The organism is Gleimia hominis, assembly GCF_032085515.1.
Taxonomy (GTDB): Bacteria; Actinomycetota; Actinomycetes; order Actinomycetales; family Actinomycetaceae; genus Gleimia; species Gleimia hominis.
The window spans coordinates 653,996-670,870 of sequence record NZ_JASXSX010000001.1 but is presented as its reverse complement, the minus strand read 5'-3'; the positions used below and the strand labels follow the sequence as shown (position 1 = coordinate 670,870).

12 protein-coding genes are annotated in these 16,875 nt (G+C 56.0%); 2 read left to right on the top strand and 10 right to left on the bottom strand.

All coding sequences use genetic code 11. The features are described 5' to 3' along the window. Window positions 1-40: 40 nt before the first annotated feature. From QS713_RS02750 to rlmB, 5 genes are all read right to left on the bottom strand, one after another. Window positions 41-1,894: a phosphoenolpyruvate carboxykinase (GTP) gene (locus QS713_RS02750; protein ID WP_313272256.1), complete on the bottom strand. Its 1,854-nt coding sequence runs from the start codon at window positions 1,892-1,894 to the stop codon at window positions 41-43. 481 nt (window positions 1,895-2,375) lie between these two features. Then, the gene (locus QS713_RS02745; protein ID WP_313272254.1) at window positions 2,376-3,662 is read right to left on the bottom strand and encodes an adenylosuccinate synthase; all 1,287 of its coding nucleotides are present in this window, start codon (window positions 3,660-3,662) and stop codon (window positions 2,376-2,378) included. 378 nt (window positions 3,663-4,040) lie between these two features. Continuing rightward, window positions 4,041-7,649 carry a proline dehydrogenase family protein gene (locus QS713_RS02740; protein WP_313272252.1) on the bottom strand — a complete coding sequence of 1,203 codons (3,609 nt, stop codon included), beginning with the start codon at window positions 7,647-7,649 and terminating at the stop codon, window positions 4,041-4,043. 438 nt (window positions 7,650-8,087) lie between these two features. Next, window positions 8,088-9,575, bottom strand: a complete 1,488-nt coding sequence (putP, locus tag QS713_RS02735; protein WP_313272251.1) for a sodium/proline symporter PutP — start codon at window positions 9,573-9,575, stop codon at window positions 8,088-8,090. Between the two features lie 312 nt (window positions 9,576-9,887). Continuing rightward, the gene (gene rlmB / locus QS713_RS02730) at window positions 9,888-10,862 is read right to left on the bottom strand and encodes a 23S rRNA (guanosine(2251)-2'-O)-methyltransferase RlmB (RefSeq protein ID WP_313272249.1); all 975 of its coding nucleotides are present in this window, start codon (window positions 10,860-10,862) and stop codon (window positions 9,888-9,890) included. A 311-nt stretch (window positions 10,863-11,173) separates the two neighbouring features. Between rlmB and fumC the strand changes: the two genes are divergently transcribed. Next, window positions 11,174-12,583 carry a class II fumarate hydratase gene (gene fumC, locus QS713_RS02725; protein ID WP_313273721.1) on the top strand — a complete coding sequence of 470 codons (1,410 nt, stop codon included), beginning with the start codon at window positions 11,174-11,176 and terminating at the stop codon, window positions 12,581-12,583. Window positions 12,584-12,661: 78 nt separating this feature from the next. Here the strand turns inward: fumC and QS713_RS02720 are convergent, their stop codons facing one another. Further along, window positions 12,662-12,883 (bottom strand): hypothetical protein, encoded by a 222-nt coding sequence (locus QS713_RS02720; protein WP_313272247.1) that lies wholly within the window; start codon window positions 12,881-12,883, stop codon window positions 12,662-12,664. Window positions 12,884-13,110: 227 nt separating this feature from the next. Here QS713_RS02720 and QS713_RS02715 point away from each other — a divergent pair, with 227 nt between their 5' ends. Further along, window positions 13,111-13,470: a YqfO family protein gene (locus QS713_RS02715; protein ID WP_313272245.1), complete on the top strand. Its 360-nt coding sequence runs from the start codon at window positions 13,111-13,113 to the stop codon at window positions 13,468-13,470. 54 nt (window positions 13,471-13,524) lie between these two features. Here QS713_RS02715 and cysS read toward each other — a convergent pair whose 3' ends face one another. From cysS to QS713_RS09120, 4 genes are read right to left on the bottom strand one after another with little or no spacing between them, the layout of a single operon-like run. After that, the gene (cysS, locus tag QS713_RS02710; RefSeq protein WP_313272244.1) at window positions 13,525-14,973 is read right to left on the bottom strand and encodes a cysteine--tRNA ligase; all 1,449 of its coding nucleotides are present in this window, start codon (window positions 14,971-14,973) and stop codon (window positions 13,525-13,527) included. Window positions 14,974-15,028: 55 nt separating this feature from the next. After that, window positions 15,029-15,778, bottom strand: a complete 750-nt coding sequence (locus QS713_RS02705; protein ID WP_313272242.1) for an ABC transporter permease — start codon at window positions 15,776-15,778, stop codon at window positions 15,029-15,031. After that, window positions 15,775-16,371, bottom strand: a complete 597-nt coding sequence (locus tag QS713_RS02700; RefSeq protein WP_313272240.1) for an ATP-binding cassette domain-containing protein — start codon at window positions 16,369-16,371, stop codon at window positions 15,775-15,777. Before QS713_RS02700 ends, QS713_RS02705 begins: the two co-directional genes overlap by 4 nt. Further along, entirely contained in the window at window positions 16,341-16,613 is a 273-nt protein-coding gene (locus tag QS713_RS09120; RefSeq protein ID WP_376779564.1) for an ATP-binding cassette domain-containing protein, read from the bottom strand. Before QS713_RS09120 ends, QS713_RS02700 begins: the two co-directional genes overlap by 31 nt. Between the last annotated feature and the right edge of the window lie 262 nt (window positions 16,614-16,875).

The following is a 16,875-nucleotide window of genomic DNA, read 5'->3' as shown; positions in this document are numbered from 1 at the left end:
ACTTTTGAGCAGTAAGCTACTTCAAAGCAGCGGTTATGTGCTACTTCTTCGCAGCGGCGATGCGATCGCGGAACTTCTTGAGCTGTTCGCGGATCTCTTCCGGTACCTTGTCGCCGAACTGTTCGAAGTACTCCTCGGTGGAGTCCATCTCGGCTGCCCAAGCGTCTGGGTCGATGTCGTACATCTTGTCCCAAACAGTCTTGTCGATGTCGAGGCCGTCGAGGTTGAAGTCCTCAAACTTCGGGTAAAGGCCGGTGACGCCTTCAATCGCCTCTACCTCGCCAGCTGCGCGGCGAACGATCCAGTCGAGTACGCGGGAGTTGTCACCGTAGCCGGGCCACAGGAACTTCCCGTTCTCGTCCTTACGGAACCAGTTAACCTGGTAGACCTTCGGGAACTTGTCGCCGAGCTTCTTCTGCATCTCGAGCCAGTGGCCCCAGTAGTCTGCCATGTTGTAGCCGCAGAACGGCAGCATCGCAAACGGGTCGTGACGCAGTGAACCAGCTTTAACGTCGGTTGCTGCGGCAGTGACCTCGGACGCTACCGATGCGCCAATGAACACACCGTGAGCCGGTTCGTACTGCTCAGCTACGAGGGGTACGTTCGTGGCGCGACGGCCACCGAACAGGATCGCGTCTACCGGCACACCCTCAGGTGCTTCCCAATCGTCACAGATGATTGGGCACTGCGAAGCCGGGACTGTGAAGCGCGAGTTCGGGTGAGCCGCAACCTTACCTTCCTTCGCGTCAGCTGGCGTGAAGTCGTTGCCGCGCCAGTCAATCAGGTGCTCAGGCATCTCACCGTCGATGCCTTCCCACCACACGTCCCCGTCGTCGGTCAACGCAACGTTAGTGAAGATGGAGTTCGCTTTTGCGGTCTCCATTGCCATCGGGTTCGTGTTGTAGCTCGTGCCGGGTGCAACACCGAAGAAACCTGCTTCAGGGTTGATTGCGCGCAGGCGCCCGTCTGGCCCTGGACGCATCCACGCGATGTCGTCGCCAACCGTTTCCACTTTGTAGCCAGGGATGGTGGGCTGCAGCATCGCGAGGTTGGTTTTACCACAAGCCGACGGGAATGCGGCGGTCACGTGGTACTGTTTTCCAGTTTCTTCGCTGGTTAGACGCAGGATGAGCATGTGCTCCGCCATCCAGCCGTCACGGCGAGCCATTGTCGAAGCGATGCGCAGTGCGTAGCACTTCTTACCGAGCAGCGCGTTACCGCCGTAGCCGGAGCCGTAAGACCAGATCTCGTTGGTTTCGGGGAAGTGGGTAATGTACTTCTCGTCGTTGCATGGCCAAGCGGTGTCTTTCTCACCTGGCTCAAGCGGCGCACCCACTGAGTGAACAGCAGGTACCCAAGGACGTCCCTCGTTGATGAGGTCCATCGCTTTAGCACCCATGCGGGTCATGATCCGCATGTTAACCACTACGTAAGGTGAGTCCGTGATCTCGATTCCCAGTTGAGAGATCGGGCCGCCCAGCGGACCCATTGAGAATGGCACCACGTACATGGTGCGTCCCTTCATGGCGCCGCGGAATACACCGTTTTCGCCGATGAGGGTTTCTTTCATCTCTTTCGGATCGGCCCAGTGGTTCGTGGGGCCAGCATCTTCTTCTTTCTCAGAGCAAATGAAAGTACGCGACTCTACACGCGCCACGTCTGAAGGTAGTGAACGGGCGAGGAAAGAGTTTGGACGCTTCTCCTCGTTCAGTTTTGTGAACATTCCGGATTCGACCATTTCGCTGGTCAACCGGTCCCATTCTTCCTGCGTGCCGTCAGAGAACTCCACTTTTTCCGGTGTGGTTAGTTCCGCAATTTTCGCGACCCATTCAACAACTTCTTCGGGTGCGTTAGACGGAGCGGCAGCTTTAACGTCCTGCAATGTAACGGTCATACTTAGCCTCCTGGGCATTTGTACTTCCTGGATGCGATTTGCATCCATTGGCTAGGTTCCAAACCGATTTTGGAACGGTTCGGATCACATGTTTAATCATCTCCCATTCACCGTTTTTTTTGCGGGCCGGGAGTCCCAAAAACACGTGTGTCCAAGTCCACAGTACAGGTTAAAAGCGCAGATTTCATTGTTGCGTTGAGATTTATACCTTTTGCGCCGTTCCCCGTCTTTTCCCTACCCGACCTGAGGCGCCCGCCCGGCCCGTAGGTACCCTCACCGAACGCACCGATTCGCTTCCAAGTACCCCCACTTGAGGGGGGAGGTACCCCCTTCACAATCGAGACGCTAAAAGCAGTGGGTGGACCCGCAAATTGGACTACCCGCGATTGGCATTTCGGGGCACGGACCAGCTGTTTAGTCGCATTGCACGCGAGGGTACCTAGCGTCTTAAACGGCTTTACGAGCGAGGGTACCTGGGGGCTCAGAGGTCGAATTGGTGTCGGACAATCACTTCGTCACGCCCGGGCCCAACGCCGATCACGGACACGCGGCACTTCGAAAGCTCTTCTAGGCGCTCGATGTAGCGGCGCGCAGCTTCAGGTAGGTCGTCGAAAGACCGCACGCCCGTAATGTCTTCGCTCCACCCGGGGAGCATTTCGTAAATGGGTTTGGCGTGGTGGAACGCGGTTTGGTCTAGCGGCATTTCGTCTACGCGCTGCCCGTCCACCTCGTAGGCGACACACACAGGAATCTGCTGGTACCCGGTGAGCACATCCAGTTTGGTGACCACCAAGTCCGTGAGCCCGTTGATGCGCGACGCGTACCGGCTGACCACTGCGTCGAACCAACCGCAGCGGCGCGGACGCCCGGTGGTGACTCCGAACTCACCGCCGCGTTCACGCAGCTCATCACCCTCGGCGCCAAATAGTTCTGTTGGGAACGGCCCCTCTCCCACACGCGTGGTGTATGCCTTTGACACACCAACAACCGCGTCGATCCGCGTTGGTCCCACACCCGAACCGGTGCAAGCACCCCCGGCGGTGGGGTTTGAGGAAGTCACGAACGGGTACGTGCCGTGATCAATATCGAGCATGGTCGCTTGCCCCGCTTCAAACAGCACGGTTTTACCCTCGTCTAATGCATTGTTTGCCAGCAGGGAACCGTCAACCACCATGGGTTTAACACGGTCTGCGTACGACAGCAGCTCACGCGTCACCTCATCCACATCCACTTTCGGCTTGTTAAACACCTTGGTGAACAGGTGGTTCTTATTCAGCAGCGCCCCTTCAACCTTCTGCCGCAAGATCGATTCGTCAAACAGGTCTTGCACGCGTATACCGATTCGGTTCATCTTATCCGCGTACGTTGGGCCAATTCCCCTACCGGTTGTCCCCAGTTGCCTTTTCCCGAGGAACTTCTCACTCGTCCGGTCCAGGAGCCGATTGTATGAGGGAATGATGTGCGCGTCCGCCGAGATTCTCAGCGCCGACGTGTCCATGCCTCGGGCCTCAAGCGCGTCAATCTCTTCAAACAAGACTTCTAAGTCGATTACTACGCCGTTACCAATAATTGGGGTGACGCCTTTGGAAAGGATCCCGGCGGGCAGTAGGTGGAGCGCGTATTTTTCACCATCCACCACCACGGTGTGTCCTGCATTGTTACCGCCGTTAAACTTTACGACAATGTCCACATCGGATCCGAGGTGATCCGTTGCCTTACCTTTACCTTCGTCGCCCCACTGGGTTCCAACGACAACCACCGCTGGCATTATTTGCCTCCAAAGCTAGCCCCTTTGGGCATCTATTCCCGCAAGATGCTTCCTTGCGAGGTAGAAACTTCGGTTCTACCTCCAAGAGTTTACCCGAAAATAAATGCGAGGCCGGCATCTACAGGCACTCGCATACGAGTCCCGTAGATCCAGCCCCGCTTAACTCGGTTCAAAGACGGTCACAGAACCTCAAGAAGCCTACACAGCAGGTGTTTAACGCCCGCAACTATTTTCCGAAACCGGATTTTCTGTTGCACAGTACTCACTGCGCGGGCACGCACTGAAAATCGCGCCCGCGCGTGAGTCTGCGCTTGGTTAGCGTGAGTCTGCGCTTGGTTAGCGTGAGTCTGCGTTGGGTTAGCGTGAGTCTGCGCAGGGTTAGTCCGCCATCACCTCGTCAGTTAGTGGAGTGCGGTTACCGAACCGGTGGTTCGTAATCGACACGGCCTGTTCGTGGACGAAGGGGAGGATTTCAATCCGCCCACAGCTGGTGACCGGCTCGTCGTAAACCGCCACGTCAATGGACCCGTTCACTGCTTTACGCAGCGCGTCGCCATCCTCACCGACCACGCGGACGCGTTCGTCGAGCGCGTAGGTTTTGTGCGACATGCGTGAGTGGAACGCGTCTTCCGCTTCCACTTTGTATTCAATCCCGTAGTCGTCCAGTATGGTTTGCACTTCTTGAGGAAGCGCCCGCGCGGACGACACCTCAACCCCGATGGGGGCCACTCCCCCACCTGCGAAGACTCGTACGGGTTCGCCCGCGTAATCGGTGGAGACTTCACCGACAATCCGTTTCGGATCCACTATGTGCCCCGCGGATAGGGACGCGGAGAGGACGCGGAACACTTCGTACTGCGAGGCGTCCGCCCCCAACCGGACCGTCACGGGCGTGGGAATGTAACGCAAAATGTTGCGTTCTACTTCTACCTGTGAGGGGTCGTGCTGGACATCGAACTCGGTGTCTGCGGCGTGTTGGTCCGACTCCATGGCTTTGACGAGTGTTTCGTAGTCACGGTCCGACAAGATTGGTTCCGCCGCGTTCAACAGGGAGCGCAACGCTGGTTTACGCACGTGCGCATCGTGTTTAACCGCTGGTGGGAACGGTGAGTGTTCGCGTTCTTTCGCGGTTGCGACGGGCACGGCTTCGAAAGATCCGAAACCGAACAGGTAGTTCGGCCCACCCGCTTTCGTGCCTTCACCAACCACGCTGCGTTTCCACCCACCGAATGGTTGCCGACGCACGATCGCGCCCGTGATACCGCGGTTCACGTACACGTTCCCAGCTTGGACGTTATCTAACCAGTAGTTGATTTCGTCTGCATCCAGCGAATGCAACCCGGCGGTCAACCCGTAGTCAGTCATGTTCTGAGCGTCGATTGCTTCCTCAAGCGTGTCGACCCGCATAACTCCCAACACCGGGCCGAAGTACTCAACCATGTGGTATTCGGATCCCACTTCAACTCCGGAACGCAGCCCGGGGCTCCACAAGCGGTTCGTGTTATCAAGCCGGCGGGGTTGCAGTTCCCACCGCTGCCCGGGTTCCAGCTGAGTTAGCCCGCGCATCAGTTTCTCGCCAGGCTCATCCGACAGCGGCCCCATTTCGGCAGAAAGATCGTTGCCCCACCCGATGTGCAGTGATTCAACCGCATCTATCAGCTGGTCGTGCACTCGTTTAGAGAACCCTGTGGATCCCACTAAGATCACGTACGAGCACGCGGAACACTTCTGCCCTGCGTGTCCGAACGCGGATGCCACCACGTCTTTCACGGCCAGGTCCAGGTCTGCGGATGGGGTTATGATGATCGCATTCTTACCCGATGTTTCCGCCATGATCCTCATGGTCGGATCCCAGCTGCGGAACTTCTGCGCGGTTTCGGAACCACCCGTTAGCACCACCCGGCCAACGCGTTCGTCTGTGACGAGTTGTTTGCCAAGGTCGCGCTCCGACAGGTCCACAAGTGTCAGCACGTCCTTGGGCACTCCGGCTTTCCACAGGCACTCCGCGAGCAGCGCGCCACAGCGTTTGGCGATCCGCGCGGGTTTCAGCACCACGGTTGAACCTGCGGCAAGCGCGGCGGCGGTGCCTCCAAACGGAATCGCGAGCGGGAAGTTCCACGGTGGGGTGACCACTGTTATCGGCACGGGGCTGAACCGCGCGCCCTGTAGTTTCTCTAACTCCAGAGACTGCTGGGCGTAGTAGTGAGCGAAGTCGATTGCTTCCGACACTTCCACGTCAACTTGCTGCAGTGATTTACCAAGTTCTGAACCCGCGACCTCAATCAGTTCACCGCGGCGCAAACCAAGTTCGACGCCCGCGCGGTGCAAAATGTCAGCGCGTTCCCGTGCCGGCCGGGCCGCCCAAGCTTTCGACGCTTGGTAGGCGCGGGCGAGTTTGTCATCGAGTTCTTTAGGGGTCTTAACGAGTGCTTTTTCGATTGTGTCCTCCCCCAGTTTGGAAGAGGGTACTTTCGAAGCTATCTCGCGTGCCCACTGCAGGTTCGCAGGTAGCGATGGGTCTGAATCTGGCGTGTTTTCGAACGTCCAGTCTCCCGATGGGGTTTTCACGGGTTTTGAGACTTGTTCCGCGTTTTCCATCAGCCGGTTCTGGTGCCGGTTCGCCCCAACCCGGGACGTGCCTTCGCGTTCCATCTGTTCCACCGCAGCTAAGAAGCGTTGCTTCTCTTTTTCGAAAGCTGCGGCGGAGGTGCCGATGTCGAAGATGGACGCCATGAAGTTGTCGTCCGCGGAGTTCTCTTCCAACCTGCGCACCAGGTAGGAAATTGCGACGTCGTACTCTTCGGGCCGCACCACCGGCACGTACAGCAGTAGGTTGCCCACGTCCTCCCGTACCGCGGAGGCCTGCTGGGTCGCCATCCCAGACAGCATTTCGACTTCCACGTTATTTGTGACCCCACGGGCATTCGCCAGTTCCCACGCGGCCGCGATCGTGAACAGGTTGTGCCCCGCCACCCCAAGATGCACGTTGCGAGTGCGTTCAGGCGTCATCGCCCAGTTGAGGATCCGCAGGTAGTTCGCGTCCGTTGCCTGTTTGGATTCCCACGTGGTGAGCGGCCAGTTCATCATCTTCGCATCCACGCGTTCCATCGCCAGGTTCGCGCCTTTCACCACCCGGACTTTAATGGGCGCCCCTCCGCGTGCCCGCCGGTCCGCTGCCCACTTCTGCAGGTCTTTCATCGCATTTAGCGTGTCGGGAATATACGCTTGCAGCACGATTCCCGCTTCGAGTCCCAGAAGTTCCTCACGCCCTAGAATTTTCTTAAACACGTCAATCGTGAGGTGCAGGTCGCGGTATTCTTCCATGTCCAGGTTAATGAATTTGCGGCCTGGCGCCTTAGCTGCGTACTGGTACAGCGGGAGGAGCTGCTTAGTTGCGTGTTCCACCACCTGGTCGTAGCCCCACGGGTTATGTGGGCCGGTAACTGCGGACACTTTGAGGGACACGTAGTCCACGTCGTCACGCTCAAGGAGTTCACGCGTATCCCGCAGGCGTTTCTGCGCTTCTTTGTCGCCCAGTACCGCTTCGCCAAGCAGGTTCATGTTGAGGCGTGATCCCTCTTGCTTGAGGCGTTTAATGGCTGGCCCAAGTTTGCCTTCACTGACGTCTACAACGAGGTCACCAACCAGGTGCGCGAACACTCTGCGCGCCGCTGGAACAACGGCTTCGGGCACGAGCTTGCCAGCCAATCCGCCCACTAGAGCGGGTGCACTTAGGTACCACGGGAGGAAATCAGGGTTTTTCGCCCCGATTTCCGCCATGTGTTGCGCCGCGACCTCCTGGTCTTCTGGGCGCACAACACCGTCGACGAACTGCACTGTGTAATCCAGGCCCTCTGGATCTTCAAGCACATCTGCCAGAAGCTTCGCTGCTTTATCGACCGGGTACTTGGTGGATTCTTCTGCCCAACGCTGGGCTCTGGTGAGGGCGCGATCCGCTATTTGCCGCATTTCGCCTACTTCAGTCATAACTCCCCTTCTTAATTTCTTATGTGTGTTGCACTAGGATTGCCGATTCGTTGCTTTCCCGGTCGCTCAGATATCTTTCAGTGTACTGCCTACACGCGTTTTTAGTGCCCTAAGTCCCAGCTTTACTCAACAAACCTAAGGCACAATAACTGATTCATTTTTGAAGCCAACCAGCAGGTACCAGCCCGGGAACCGGTCAGACCCCGCGGGAGCCAGCCGGCCCCTGCCTCGAGAACCGGTAAGCCTCAGCCCTGGGAACAGCAGATACCCCCGCCGCATAGACGTGCGTGTTTACGGCCCCGTTCGCGGCCAGTCCCTCAAGAAATAATTCCTGAGGGACGCGAACGAAAAACTGTAGCTGCACAGTAGCCGCGAAAGCAAAGCGCTTCGCCAACAACTTAGTGTGTGCTTACGTAGTGTGCGCTACGCACAGAATGGTTAGCTGGCGTCGAGAGCTTCGAGGTGCTCGTCAAACTCCTTGTCGATCTGCTCGTTCGGTTTGTAAGTGGCCTTCGAAACTGCCCAAGCTACCAGTAGGTTACCGAGGAAGCCGGGGACGATCTCATAAACATCGAAGATGCCGCCGGAAATATTACCCCACACGCCTACGATGATGGCGCCGGTGACCATACCGGCAATGGCGCCTTTAGCGGTGAACCGCCTCCAGTACAGGGACAAGAGAACAGTGGGACCGAATGAGGATCCGAAACCGGCCCACGCGAACGCAACCAGCCCCAAAATCGTGTCTGACCGGGGCCATGCGAGCAATGCCGCCAAGATGGAAACCCCAGCAACCGCGATTCGGCCGAGTAGTACCCCGTCGTTACTCGAGAGTTTGCGTTTGGTAAACGCCTTGTACAGGTCCTCAACGATGGCGGAGGACGTCACCAGCAGCTGCGCAGAAATCGTCGACATGATTGCGGCAAGAATGGCTGCGAGCATGAAACCAGCGATCAGGGGGTGGAACAGTAGTTGCCCCATGGTGATGAAAATACCTTCTGCGTTCGGAAGTTTACCGGTGTCGTGCTGGTAGATCGCAGCACCACAAAGGGCGGTGAACGTGGCCCCTAAGAACGCCAGTAACAACCAGGTTATGCCCACGCGGCGGGCGCTTTTAGCTTCGCGAGCACTGCGCAGCGCCATGAACCTCACAATAATGTGCGGCTGCCCGAAGTACCCCAGCCCCCAGGCGATACCCCCAATAATGGTGATGACGGCGGCGCGGCTGCCATCGCCAGTGAAACGCAGCATCGTGGGGTCGAGTTGTTGCACAGCGCTGAACATTTCAGAGAAACCACCGAGGTGCCAGAGTGCAACCACGGGAATCGCAACCAGTGCGGTAACCATCATCAGGCCCTGCACTACGTCCGTCCACGACACTGCGAGGAACCCACCGATCAGCGTGTAGAGAACTACGATGGCGGACACTATGATCATGCCGACGTGGTAGTTCATGCCGAAAGATGCTTCGAAGAATGTTCCCCCAGCAACCATGCCGCTAGACACGTAGAACGTGAAGAAAACCATGATGATTACGCCCGAGACCACGCGGATAATATTCGACTTATCGCGCAGACGCGAGTGCAGGAAGGAGGGCACTGTGATCGAGTTAGAAGATACTTCCGTGTAGGCACGCAGCCGTGGGGCCACGAACTTCCAGTTCAACCAGGTTCCCACCGTTAGGCCCACTGCCATCCAGGCGTCAATGAATCCGTTTAAGTAGATCGCGCCCGGTAGTCCCATTAGTAGCCAGCCGGACATATCTGACGCCCCGGCCGAGAGCGCCGCTACGAACGGGTTTAAGGTACGTCCGCCCAGCATGTAATCGTCAAGATCATTTGTCCGGTTGTATGCAAACAAGCCCAGCATGATCATGACAACGAAATAAATGATCATCGCTATGGCTTGGTAGTTGCTGATATTCACAGCGCCTCCTTGCAATTCTTCGTCTTAGGCATCGTTGCTCGGTTAGTTCAACGTACCAGAATCTCGACGTCAACATACTTAAGGTCGAACATTGTTATGCACTTGTTATTTCCCACACCCGGGTTTCCATTACCCTCCGGACCCTGTTTCCCCCGAAGACCTGTTCTGCCTTTCTTGGTCCCGTTCTGCCCTCCGGGGGTACATGGGATTGTTTTCCCCTGAGGTACTTAGGGTTGTTTTCCCCTGAGGTACTTAGGGTTGTTTTCCCCTGAGGTACTTGCAGCTGTTTTCCGTTGAGGGTACCTACGCTGTTTAGGCTGCGCGGCGTTTGCGAGCGACCTCGTACAGTGTGATGCCTGTAGCTACGGCAGCGTTGAGGGATTCAACTGCGGACGCGATAGGAATGGATACGATTTGGTCGCAGGTTTCGCGCACCAGGCGGGATAGGCCGCGTCCCTCCGCGCCCGTTACTAGCACCAGTGGTTGGGTGGCGAGTTCCAGTTCTTCCAATGGCAAGTCCGCGTTCCCATCGAGCCCAACCACAAAGCAGCCGGCGGTTTTCAGCTCTTTTAGAGCGTTCACTAGATTTGTTTCACGTGCCACGGGGACGCGCGCAACTGCGCCGGCTGACACTTTCCACACGGTGGCATTGACCGCTGCGGACCGGCGCACAGTCGTAAGTACCCCCGTCGCTCCGAACGCCCCACCGGAGCGCAGCACTGCCCCGAGGTTGTGCGGATCCGTCACCTGGTCCAGAGCCACAATTAACGCAGGTACCCCCTTCCGATCCGCCCGATCCAGTAGGTCCTGCGCAGTGCAGTAACTGTATTCCTCAGCTTCAACTCCCACTCCCTGGTGGGCTGGCTGGCCAGACGCGTTCTCGAGGTCCCGTTTTGTTACCTCTACTATGGGGGCGCCCTGCGCGGTGGCGGCTCGAACCACGGACATGACCCGCTCATCGTTCATCCCGGATGCTACGAATACGCGGGTAATCCCTATGCCTGCATCCACGGCCTCAAAAACCGGGTTACGCCCAACTATAAGTTCATTTCCCGGCGTGATCTTAATAGACGTGCGGTTGCGGTAAGCTTCCCGCTGAGCCTGTTTTGCTTCTTCCTGTTCCCGCTGAAGTTTGCGCTGGTGTGCGGGATGGTACACGCGGTCTTCCGCTTTTGGGGTTGGCCCTTTACCCCGCAGGCCGCGGCGGGAGTGACCTCCCGTTCCTTTCTTAGCACGCCTATTTGAGCCCTTCCCCCCAGCGCCTTTACGCGATCCCTTTGCTGCCATGACTTCCCTTTCCCGTAGCGCATCCGCCACACCGTTTGCCACGGGTGTACGAGCAAAACCACGTAAGTACCCCCGCGCTAATCAACACTGGCTTACATTTTACCGGTCCCCCGGTTGAGTGTTCACCATGCGGAACTTTCACCCGCACGATCGGGGTTTACACTGGCCGGTACCGTGTCAGCCACGATGGTGCTGTCGGTAACGAGGTGGGTGAAAGTGGTTGGGGGTACCTGGTGTCAGACTTTTTACCCGCATTAGCTGCTGCGTCTGGGCTAACCTTGGAAATGGTATTAAACACAATTTCTTAGGAGCTGATTGTGACTACTCGCACTGAGTCCGATTCTATGGGCAAGATCGAGGTTCCGGCCGAGCACCACTGGGGTGCGCAAACGGAACGTAGTTTGCATAACTTCGACATCGGACGGTCCACTTTCGTGTGGAACCGCCCCATGATCCGCGCACTGGGGGTACTTAAGAAAAGCGCGGCACTTGCGAACGCACAGTTGGGTGAACTGCCTCAAGATGTGGCGGACCTGATTGCGCAGGCTGCTGATGAAGTAATAGAAGGTAAGCTCGACGCGGATTTCCCACTGGTCGTATTCCAAACGGGTTCTGGTACGCAATCTAATATGAACTCGAATGAGGTCATTTCTAACCGGGCTATTGAACTTGCTGGTGGGAAGATGGGCTCTAAGTCGCCCGTCCACCCGAATGACCACGTGAACCGCGGGCAGTCTTCAAACGACACGTTCCCCACTGCTATGCATATTGCGGTTGTGTCAGAGCTTAACCGTCATTTCTACGATTCAGTGCAGAAACTGCGGGACACGTTAGCGAAGAAGTCAGAGGAGTACGCGGATGTTGTGATGGTTGGCCGCACGCATTTACAGGACGCGACCCCAATTACGTTGGGTCAGGTTATTTCTGGTTGGGTAGCGCAGATTGATTTTGCGATTAAGTGCGTTAAAGACGCTGAGGAAGGAGTCCGTGAGCTTGCGATCGGTGGTACCGCGGTAGGTACGGGGCTTAACGCTCACCCGGATTTTGGCGCATTGTGTGCGAAGAAGATTTCTGCGGAAACGGGGATTGAATTTAGACAGGCTGATAACTTGTTTGCTTCCCTATCGGCCCATGACGCACTCGTGCACTTGTCTGGCGCGCTGCGTGTTCTGGCGGACGCTCTGATGAAGATCGCGAACGATGTGCGCTGGTATGCGTCGGGGCCGCGGAATGGTTTTGGTGAACTGAATATCCCAGAAAACGAACCGGGTTCTTCCATTATGCCGGGCAAAGTGAACCCCACTCAGTGTGAAGCGATGACGATGGTGGCGGCGAAAGTGTTCGGTAACGACGCGACCGTTGGGTTCGCAGGGTCACAAGGTAACTTCCAGTTGAACGTGTTTAAACCGGTGATGGCGTGGGCAGTGCTTGAGTCCATTGAACTACTTGCGGACACGTGCGTGTCGTTTAACGACCACTGTGCGGTTGGGATTGAACCTAACCGACAGAAGATTGACCATAACTTGGAGATCAACCTGATGCAGGTGACTGCACTTAACCGCCATATTGGTTACGATAAGGCGTCGCAGATCGCGAAGAATGCGCATAAGAAAGGAATTTCTCTACGGGAATCGGCGTTAGAGCTAGGGTTCTTGACCGATGAGGAGTTCGACAAGTGGGTTGTGCCGGCGGACATGACCCACCCGTCAGCAGCGGACTAACGCGTTAAGCATTCACGTACCCCCGTGGATATTCACTGATCAAGCAGTGTATCTTCCACGGGGGTACCTATAATTTAGTTAGTGATCCTTACGGTTTTTGAACTCCTTGATTATGATCCCCACAATTCCAACCGCTAAACCAACCCCCACCCAGATGGCGAATCCCGTTAACGAGAAATGGTCATCCAGAAGACCATGTGATGTCGCGGGATGGAGATCAATTCCGAGACCAGCTTCAATGGCATAAATCAAACCGCCGAACGCACCGCAAGCAATAACGATACCTATTTTCTTCCCCATGGTTCACCATTCCTCGTAATCAATTCTCTTTGAAACAGCTCTTATATACATCCTCAACCGCTAGCACCTTCTTTAAGAACTCACCTAGTTCTTTACCAACGACTTTTATAAACGCGTCTTTCGGTTCCAAAACGCGTTCCCCACTCGTAAAACACCGTTTTCTCTAGCCAACATTTCCTACAATTCAGACAAGCTAGCCAAATTTAACGGGGGTACTTAGGGTGTTTTTGGATGTTTTAGTTTTTTACGTTCCCAAAGAAAACACGCATGAGGTTCTGCGTGCCCTGTTCGATGTTGGAGCAGGAAGCGTGGGTGACTACAGTGAATGCGCGTTCATCACTGCCGGTACCGGCCAGTTCCGACCACTACGGGGCGCGCACCCAACAGTAGGGTGCTTAAACCAGTTAGAACGCGTAGAAGAAAACCGGGTTGAACTAACCTTTGACCGAAAAATACGCACACGAGTACTCGCAGCATTGCGCGGAGCCCACCCGTATGAGGAACCAGCTTTTCACGTAATCGAAAACCCAGTACCTCACGAAACACAAAAATTGGATACGGACGCGAACCAGGTGCCAGACATGTAGCAGGAACCGGACACGCATTAGAATCCGGGTACTAGCCAGGAACTAGTCACAGACCTAGGCTAGGTGCCAGCGTGCACCTTGAGCCCCGTCTTCAACCACGATTCCCGCATGTGTTAACTGATCACGAATCGCATCGGCGCTTGCCCAATCTTTCTCGGATCGCGCCCTAGCTCGTTCTTCAATCAACTGGGTCACCAAGGTGTCTAACGCAGCTTCGCCACGCGAATCCACGTCACTAACTTCCGCTGCCGACCACTGCTCAGACAGGGGATCAAGCCCAAGCACACTCATCATGACTCGCACATCCAAGAGGGCTTCGCGCACCGTTTCCACAGCCGCCTCACCAGTTTGCGCCAGAGCCTGGTTTCCCGTTTTCAACCGGTCCCACACGACAGCCATCCCACCGGCCACATTCAGATCGTCGTTCAGCGCGTCCGCGAATTCCTGAGGGACAAGGTGCTGCTCCACTTGGGCGCCCGTCACCACACCAACGAGCTCCGTGGCCCGCGTTGCGAACCCGACCAGCCGATCCCACGCCTGCGCGGCAGCATCCAGCGTGTCCTGCGAATACTCCACAGTTGAACGGTGATGCACTGTACCGAGTGCGAAACGTAGAACAGGTGCGGGAACCTCACGCAAAATATCTGCAACAACAAGGGAATTACCGAGGGATTTACTCATCTTCTCCCCCTTCATAGTCACCCACGCGTTATGAACCCACAGGCGAGCGAACGGGTACCCGGCTCCATGCGACTGGGCTTGCTCATTCTCATGGTGGGGGAACCGCAAATCGATTCCACCACCGTGAATATCGAACTCATCCCCAAGGTACCGCTGTGACATGGCGGAGCACTCCAAATGCCAACCGGGCCGACCCCACCCCCACGGTGATTCCCAAGACGCGGTCGCAGGCTCCGTCTCTTTGCGGGCCTTCCACAAAGCAAAATCCCGTGGGTCCCGCTTCCCCGCTTCCACACCGGCATCGAGCTGTGATTCGTCCTCAGTGGAACGCAGGTCCTCAAGACGCTGATGGGTGAGCGAACCGTAATCATCCAGGGAACGCACATCAAAATACACGTTCCCACGCCCATCTTCGTACGCATGCCCCCTATCAATGAGGCGCTGGGCAAGTTCTATCTGCTGCGGAATGTGGGCAGTGGCTCGCGGTTCAAAAGTAGGAGGGAGCAGACCCAAAGCATCGTAAGCGCGGGTGAACTCCCGTTCGAACTTAGACGCCCACGCCCACCAGGGCACCCCAGCTTCAGCGGATTTCGCCAGTATCTTGTCATCAATATCCGTTATATTACGCACGTACGTGACCGTCATCCCGCAACGACGAGCCCACCGGATCAACGTGTCAAACGCTACAGCGGAACGCAAGTGGCCAATATGAGGACTCCCCTGGACCGTGGCACCACACAGGTAAATGCTCAGCTCACCTTCATGGATCGGATGCAGCTCCTGCAGACGACGGGTTTTCGTGTCATATAACGATATAGTCACGCCCCCTAGGATATATGCTTTCCACACCAGTTTGCAGCCAGGTGCCGAGCTACCGTCAATGATTACCTTCCCAGTCAAATATTCGAAAACAGATCAGGTTGACGATAACGGTCGACACGACCAGGATTCCCAAAGCTAGCCAGTCGATCGAATGGTTAATGTACGAGTTCATAAGGGATTCGTTGAGAATAGTTAGGGGATTGAAGTCTGAAACACGGTGTAGCCAGTCGGGGAACGAATCTCTAGGTAGAGCAGCTCCGCTTGCAAAGAAGGCTAGGAAGAACACGGCTGCAGAGATTACCTGTACGCTACGTACCGGCAGCGGTAAACCACCCAAGAAGATTCCGTAGCTCATGGTCACGTAGAGCGATAAAAAACTTACGGCGATGAACACCAGCCAGTTCGCACGCTGCGGTGGCCCGTAGATCGTGAAAGTAATAATAGCTAGCGCAAGAATCGAAAGTGTCAGAACAATTAAAGCAGTGAAGAACTGTGCCGCGAAATACCCCCAGGCAGGTAGCGGTGAGAGACGATATCGCTTGAGCACCCCTTGCCCACGGTTCTCTGCAATGTGAATCGACATGCCCATGAGGCCGACGTTGGCGGCAGTTACCCCTACCATGACTGCCATGTAACTGTCGATGAATCTTCCCCCGCCAGGAACTGGGGTTGTTCCCCCAATCGATCCTACAAACAACAGTAGTATCAGCGGGAACGCTATGGAGAAGAACAGAGCAAAAGGTTCACGCAGAAACAACCGGGTTTCCACCACTGTCATCGCATATGTGGAACGCAAGTTTCTCACTTAGTTTCCTCCTGCTGCGCTAAACGGGTTACGACATCGCCTAATCCAACGGGTCTAAGTAAGGCGGCATCACCGCCTGGAAGTGTAGAAATGGCCCGTTGAAGAGTATTTCGGTCACCGAATACCAACCACGTGTCGTCCGGACCACGTCGAAGTTCCCCGACTTGCTGCCACGCGACAGTATCAACGCCTGCCGGAAGTACCGCGCAAGCAGCTGCATTTAGTCGGCCTATTAGTTCATCTACTGTTCCCGTAGCAGCCACCCGACCGTGCGCCATCACAATAACGCGATCCGCAAGTTCAGCAGCATGCTCAACGTCGTGCAGTGTCATGAGCACCGCAAGTCCTTCATTGCGACGCCTACGCAATACGTGCACCAAGGCTCTACGAGATTCGGGATCGAGACCAGAAGTAGGTTCGTCAAGCAACACTAGTTTGGGCTGCCCGATAAATGCGAGGCATAGATTGACCCGCCGTTTCTGCCCTCCGCTAAGCGTATCGAACCGTTTGTCAACCAGCGTAGCGATGTCCATCGCTTCAACTAGATCTTGTGGTGGGTTAGCTACCGCATATATATATGGGAGTACAACCATAATGCTTCCCGTACCTTGATCCGGCTAGGCAGCTGTTCTTCTTGTAGTTGCACACCAAGCCCGTCAGGTATGCGCGCTGGGTATGTTTGCTCGTGTCCAAGAACTTCTATGCAACCAGAATCTGGACGCCGCAATCCTTCTACACACTCCAATAGTGTGGTCTTACCTGATCCGTTATGCCCGAGCAGGGTAACAATCTCGCCAGCGCGGACGTCTATGTTTACCCGGTCGACGGCGCGCATAGCTCCGTAGGTTTTCGTAACGTTAGTGGTTTTGAGAGCAGTGGTTTTGAGAGCGCGCATGGTCCTCCATATTTTCTAAGGGATTAATACCTGGCTGCAGCAACAGTGCCCGCGCACAACTATCACACGCGAGATAATATGTTGCGCAACCATTTCCCACAGCATTCGGAGCTTTCGGAGCGTTCGCGGCATGTGACTCACTTCCTGCAATTGTGAGGAGCATTACCGAAACCAAAAGTAAGCGGCATCACACTGACGTGTC

Coding starts and splice junctions, on each gene's coding strand:
- QS713_RS02720 (WP_313272247.1), bottom strand. CDS start 12,883: ATGGGGAAGAAAATAGGTATCGTTATTGCTTGCGGTGCGTTCGGCGGT.
- QS713_RS02750 (WP_313272256.1), bottom strand. CDS start 1,894: ATGACCGTTACATTGCAGGACGTTAAAGCTGCCGCTCCGTCTAACGCA.
- QS713_RS02740 (WP_313272252.1), bottom strand. CDS start 7,649: ATGACTGAAGTAGGCGAAATGCGGCAAATAGCGGATCGCGCCCTCACC.
- QS713_RS02700 (WP_313272240.1), bottom strand. CDS start 16,371: ATGGTTGTACTCCCATATATATATGCGGTAGCTAACCCACCACAAGAT.
- QS713_RS02745 (WP_313272254.1), bottom strand. CDS start 3,662: ATGCCAGCGGTGGTTGTCGTTGGAACCCAGTGGGGCGACGAAGGTAAA.
- QS713_RS09120 (WP_376779564.1), bottom strand. CDS start 16,613: ATGCGCGCCGTCGACCGGGTAAACATAGACGTCCGCGCTGGCGAGATT.
- rlmB (WP_313272249.1), bottom strand. CDS start 10,862: ATGGCAGCAAAGGGATCGCGTAAAGGCGCTGGGGGGAAGGGCTCAAAT.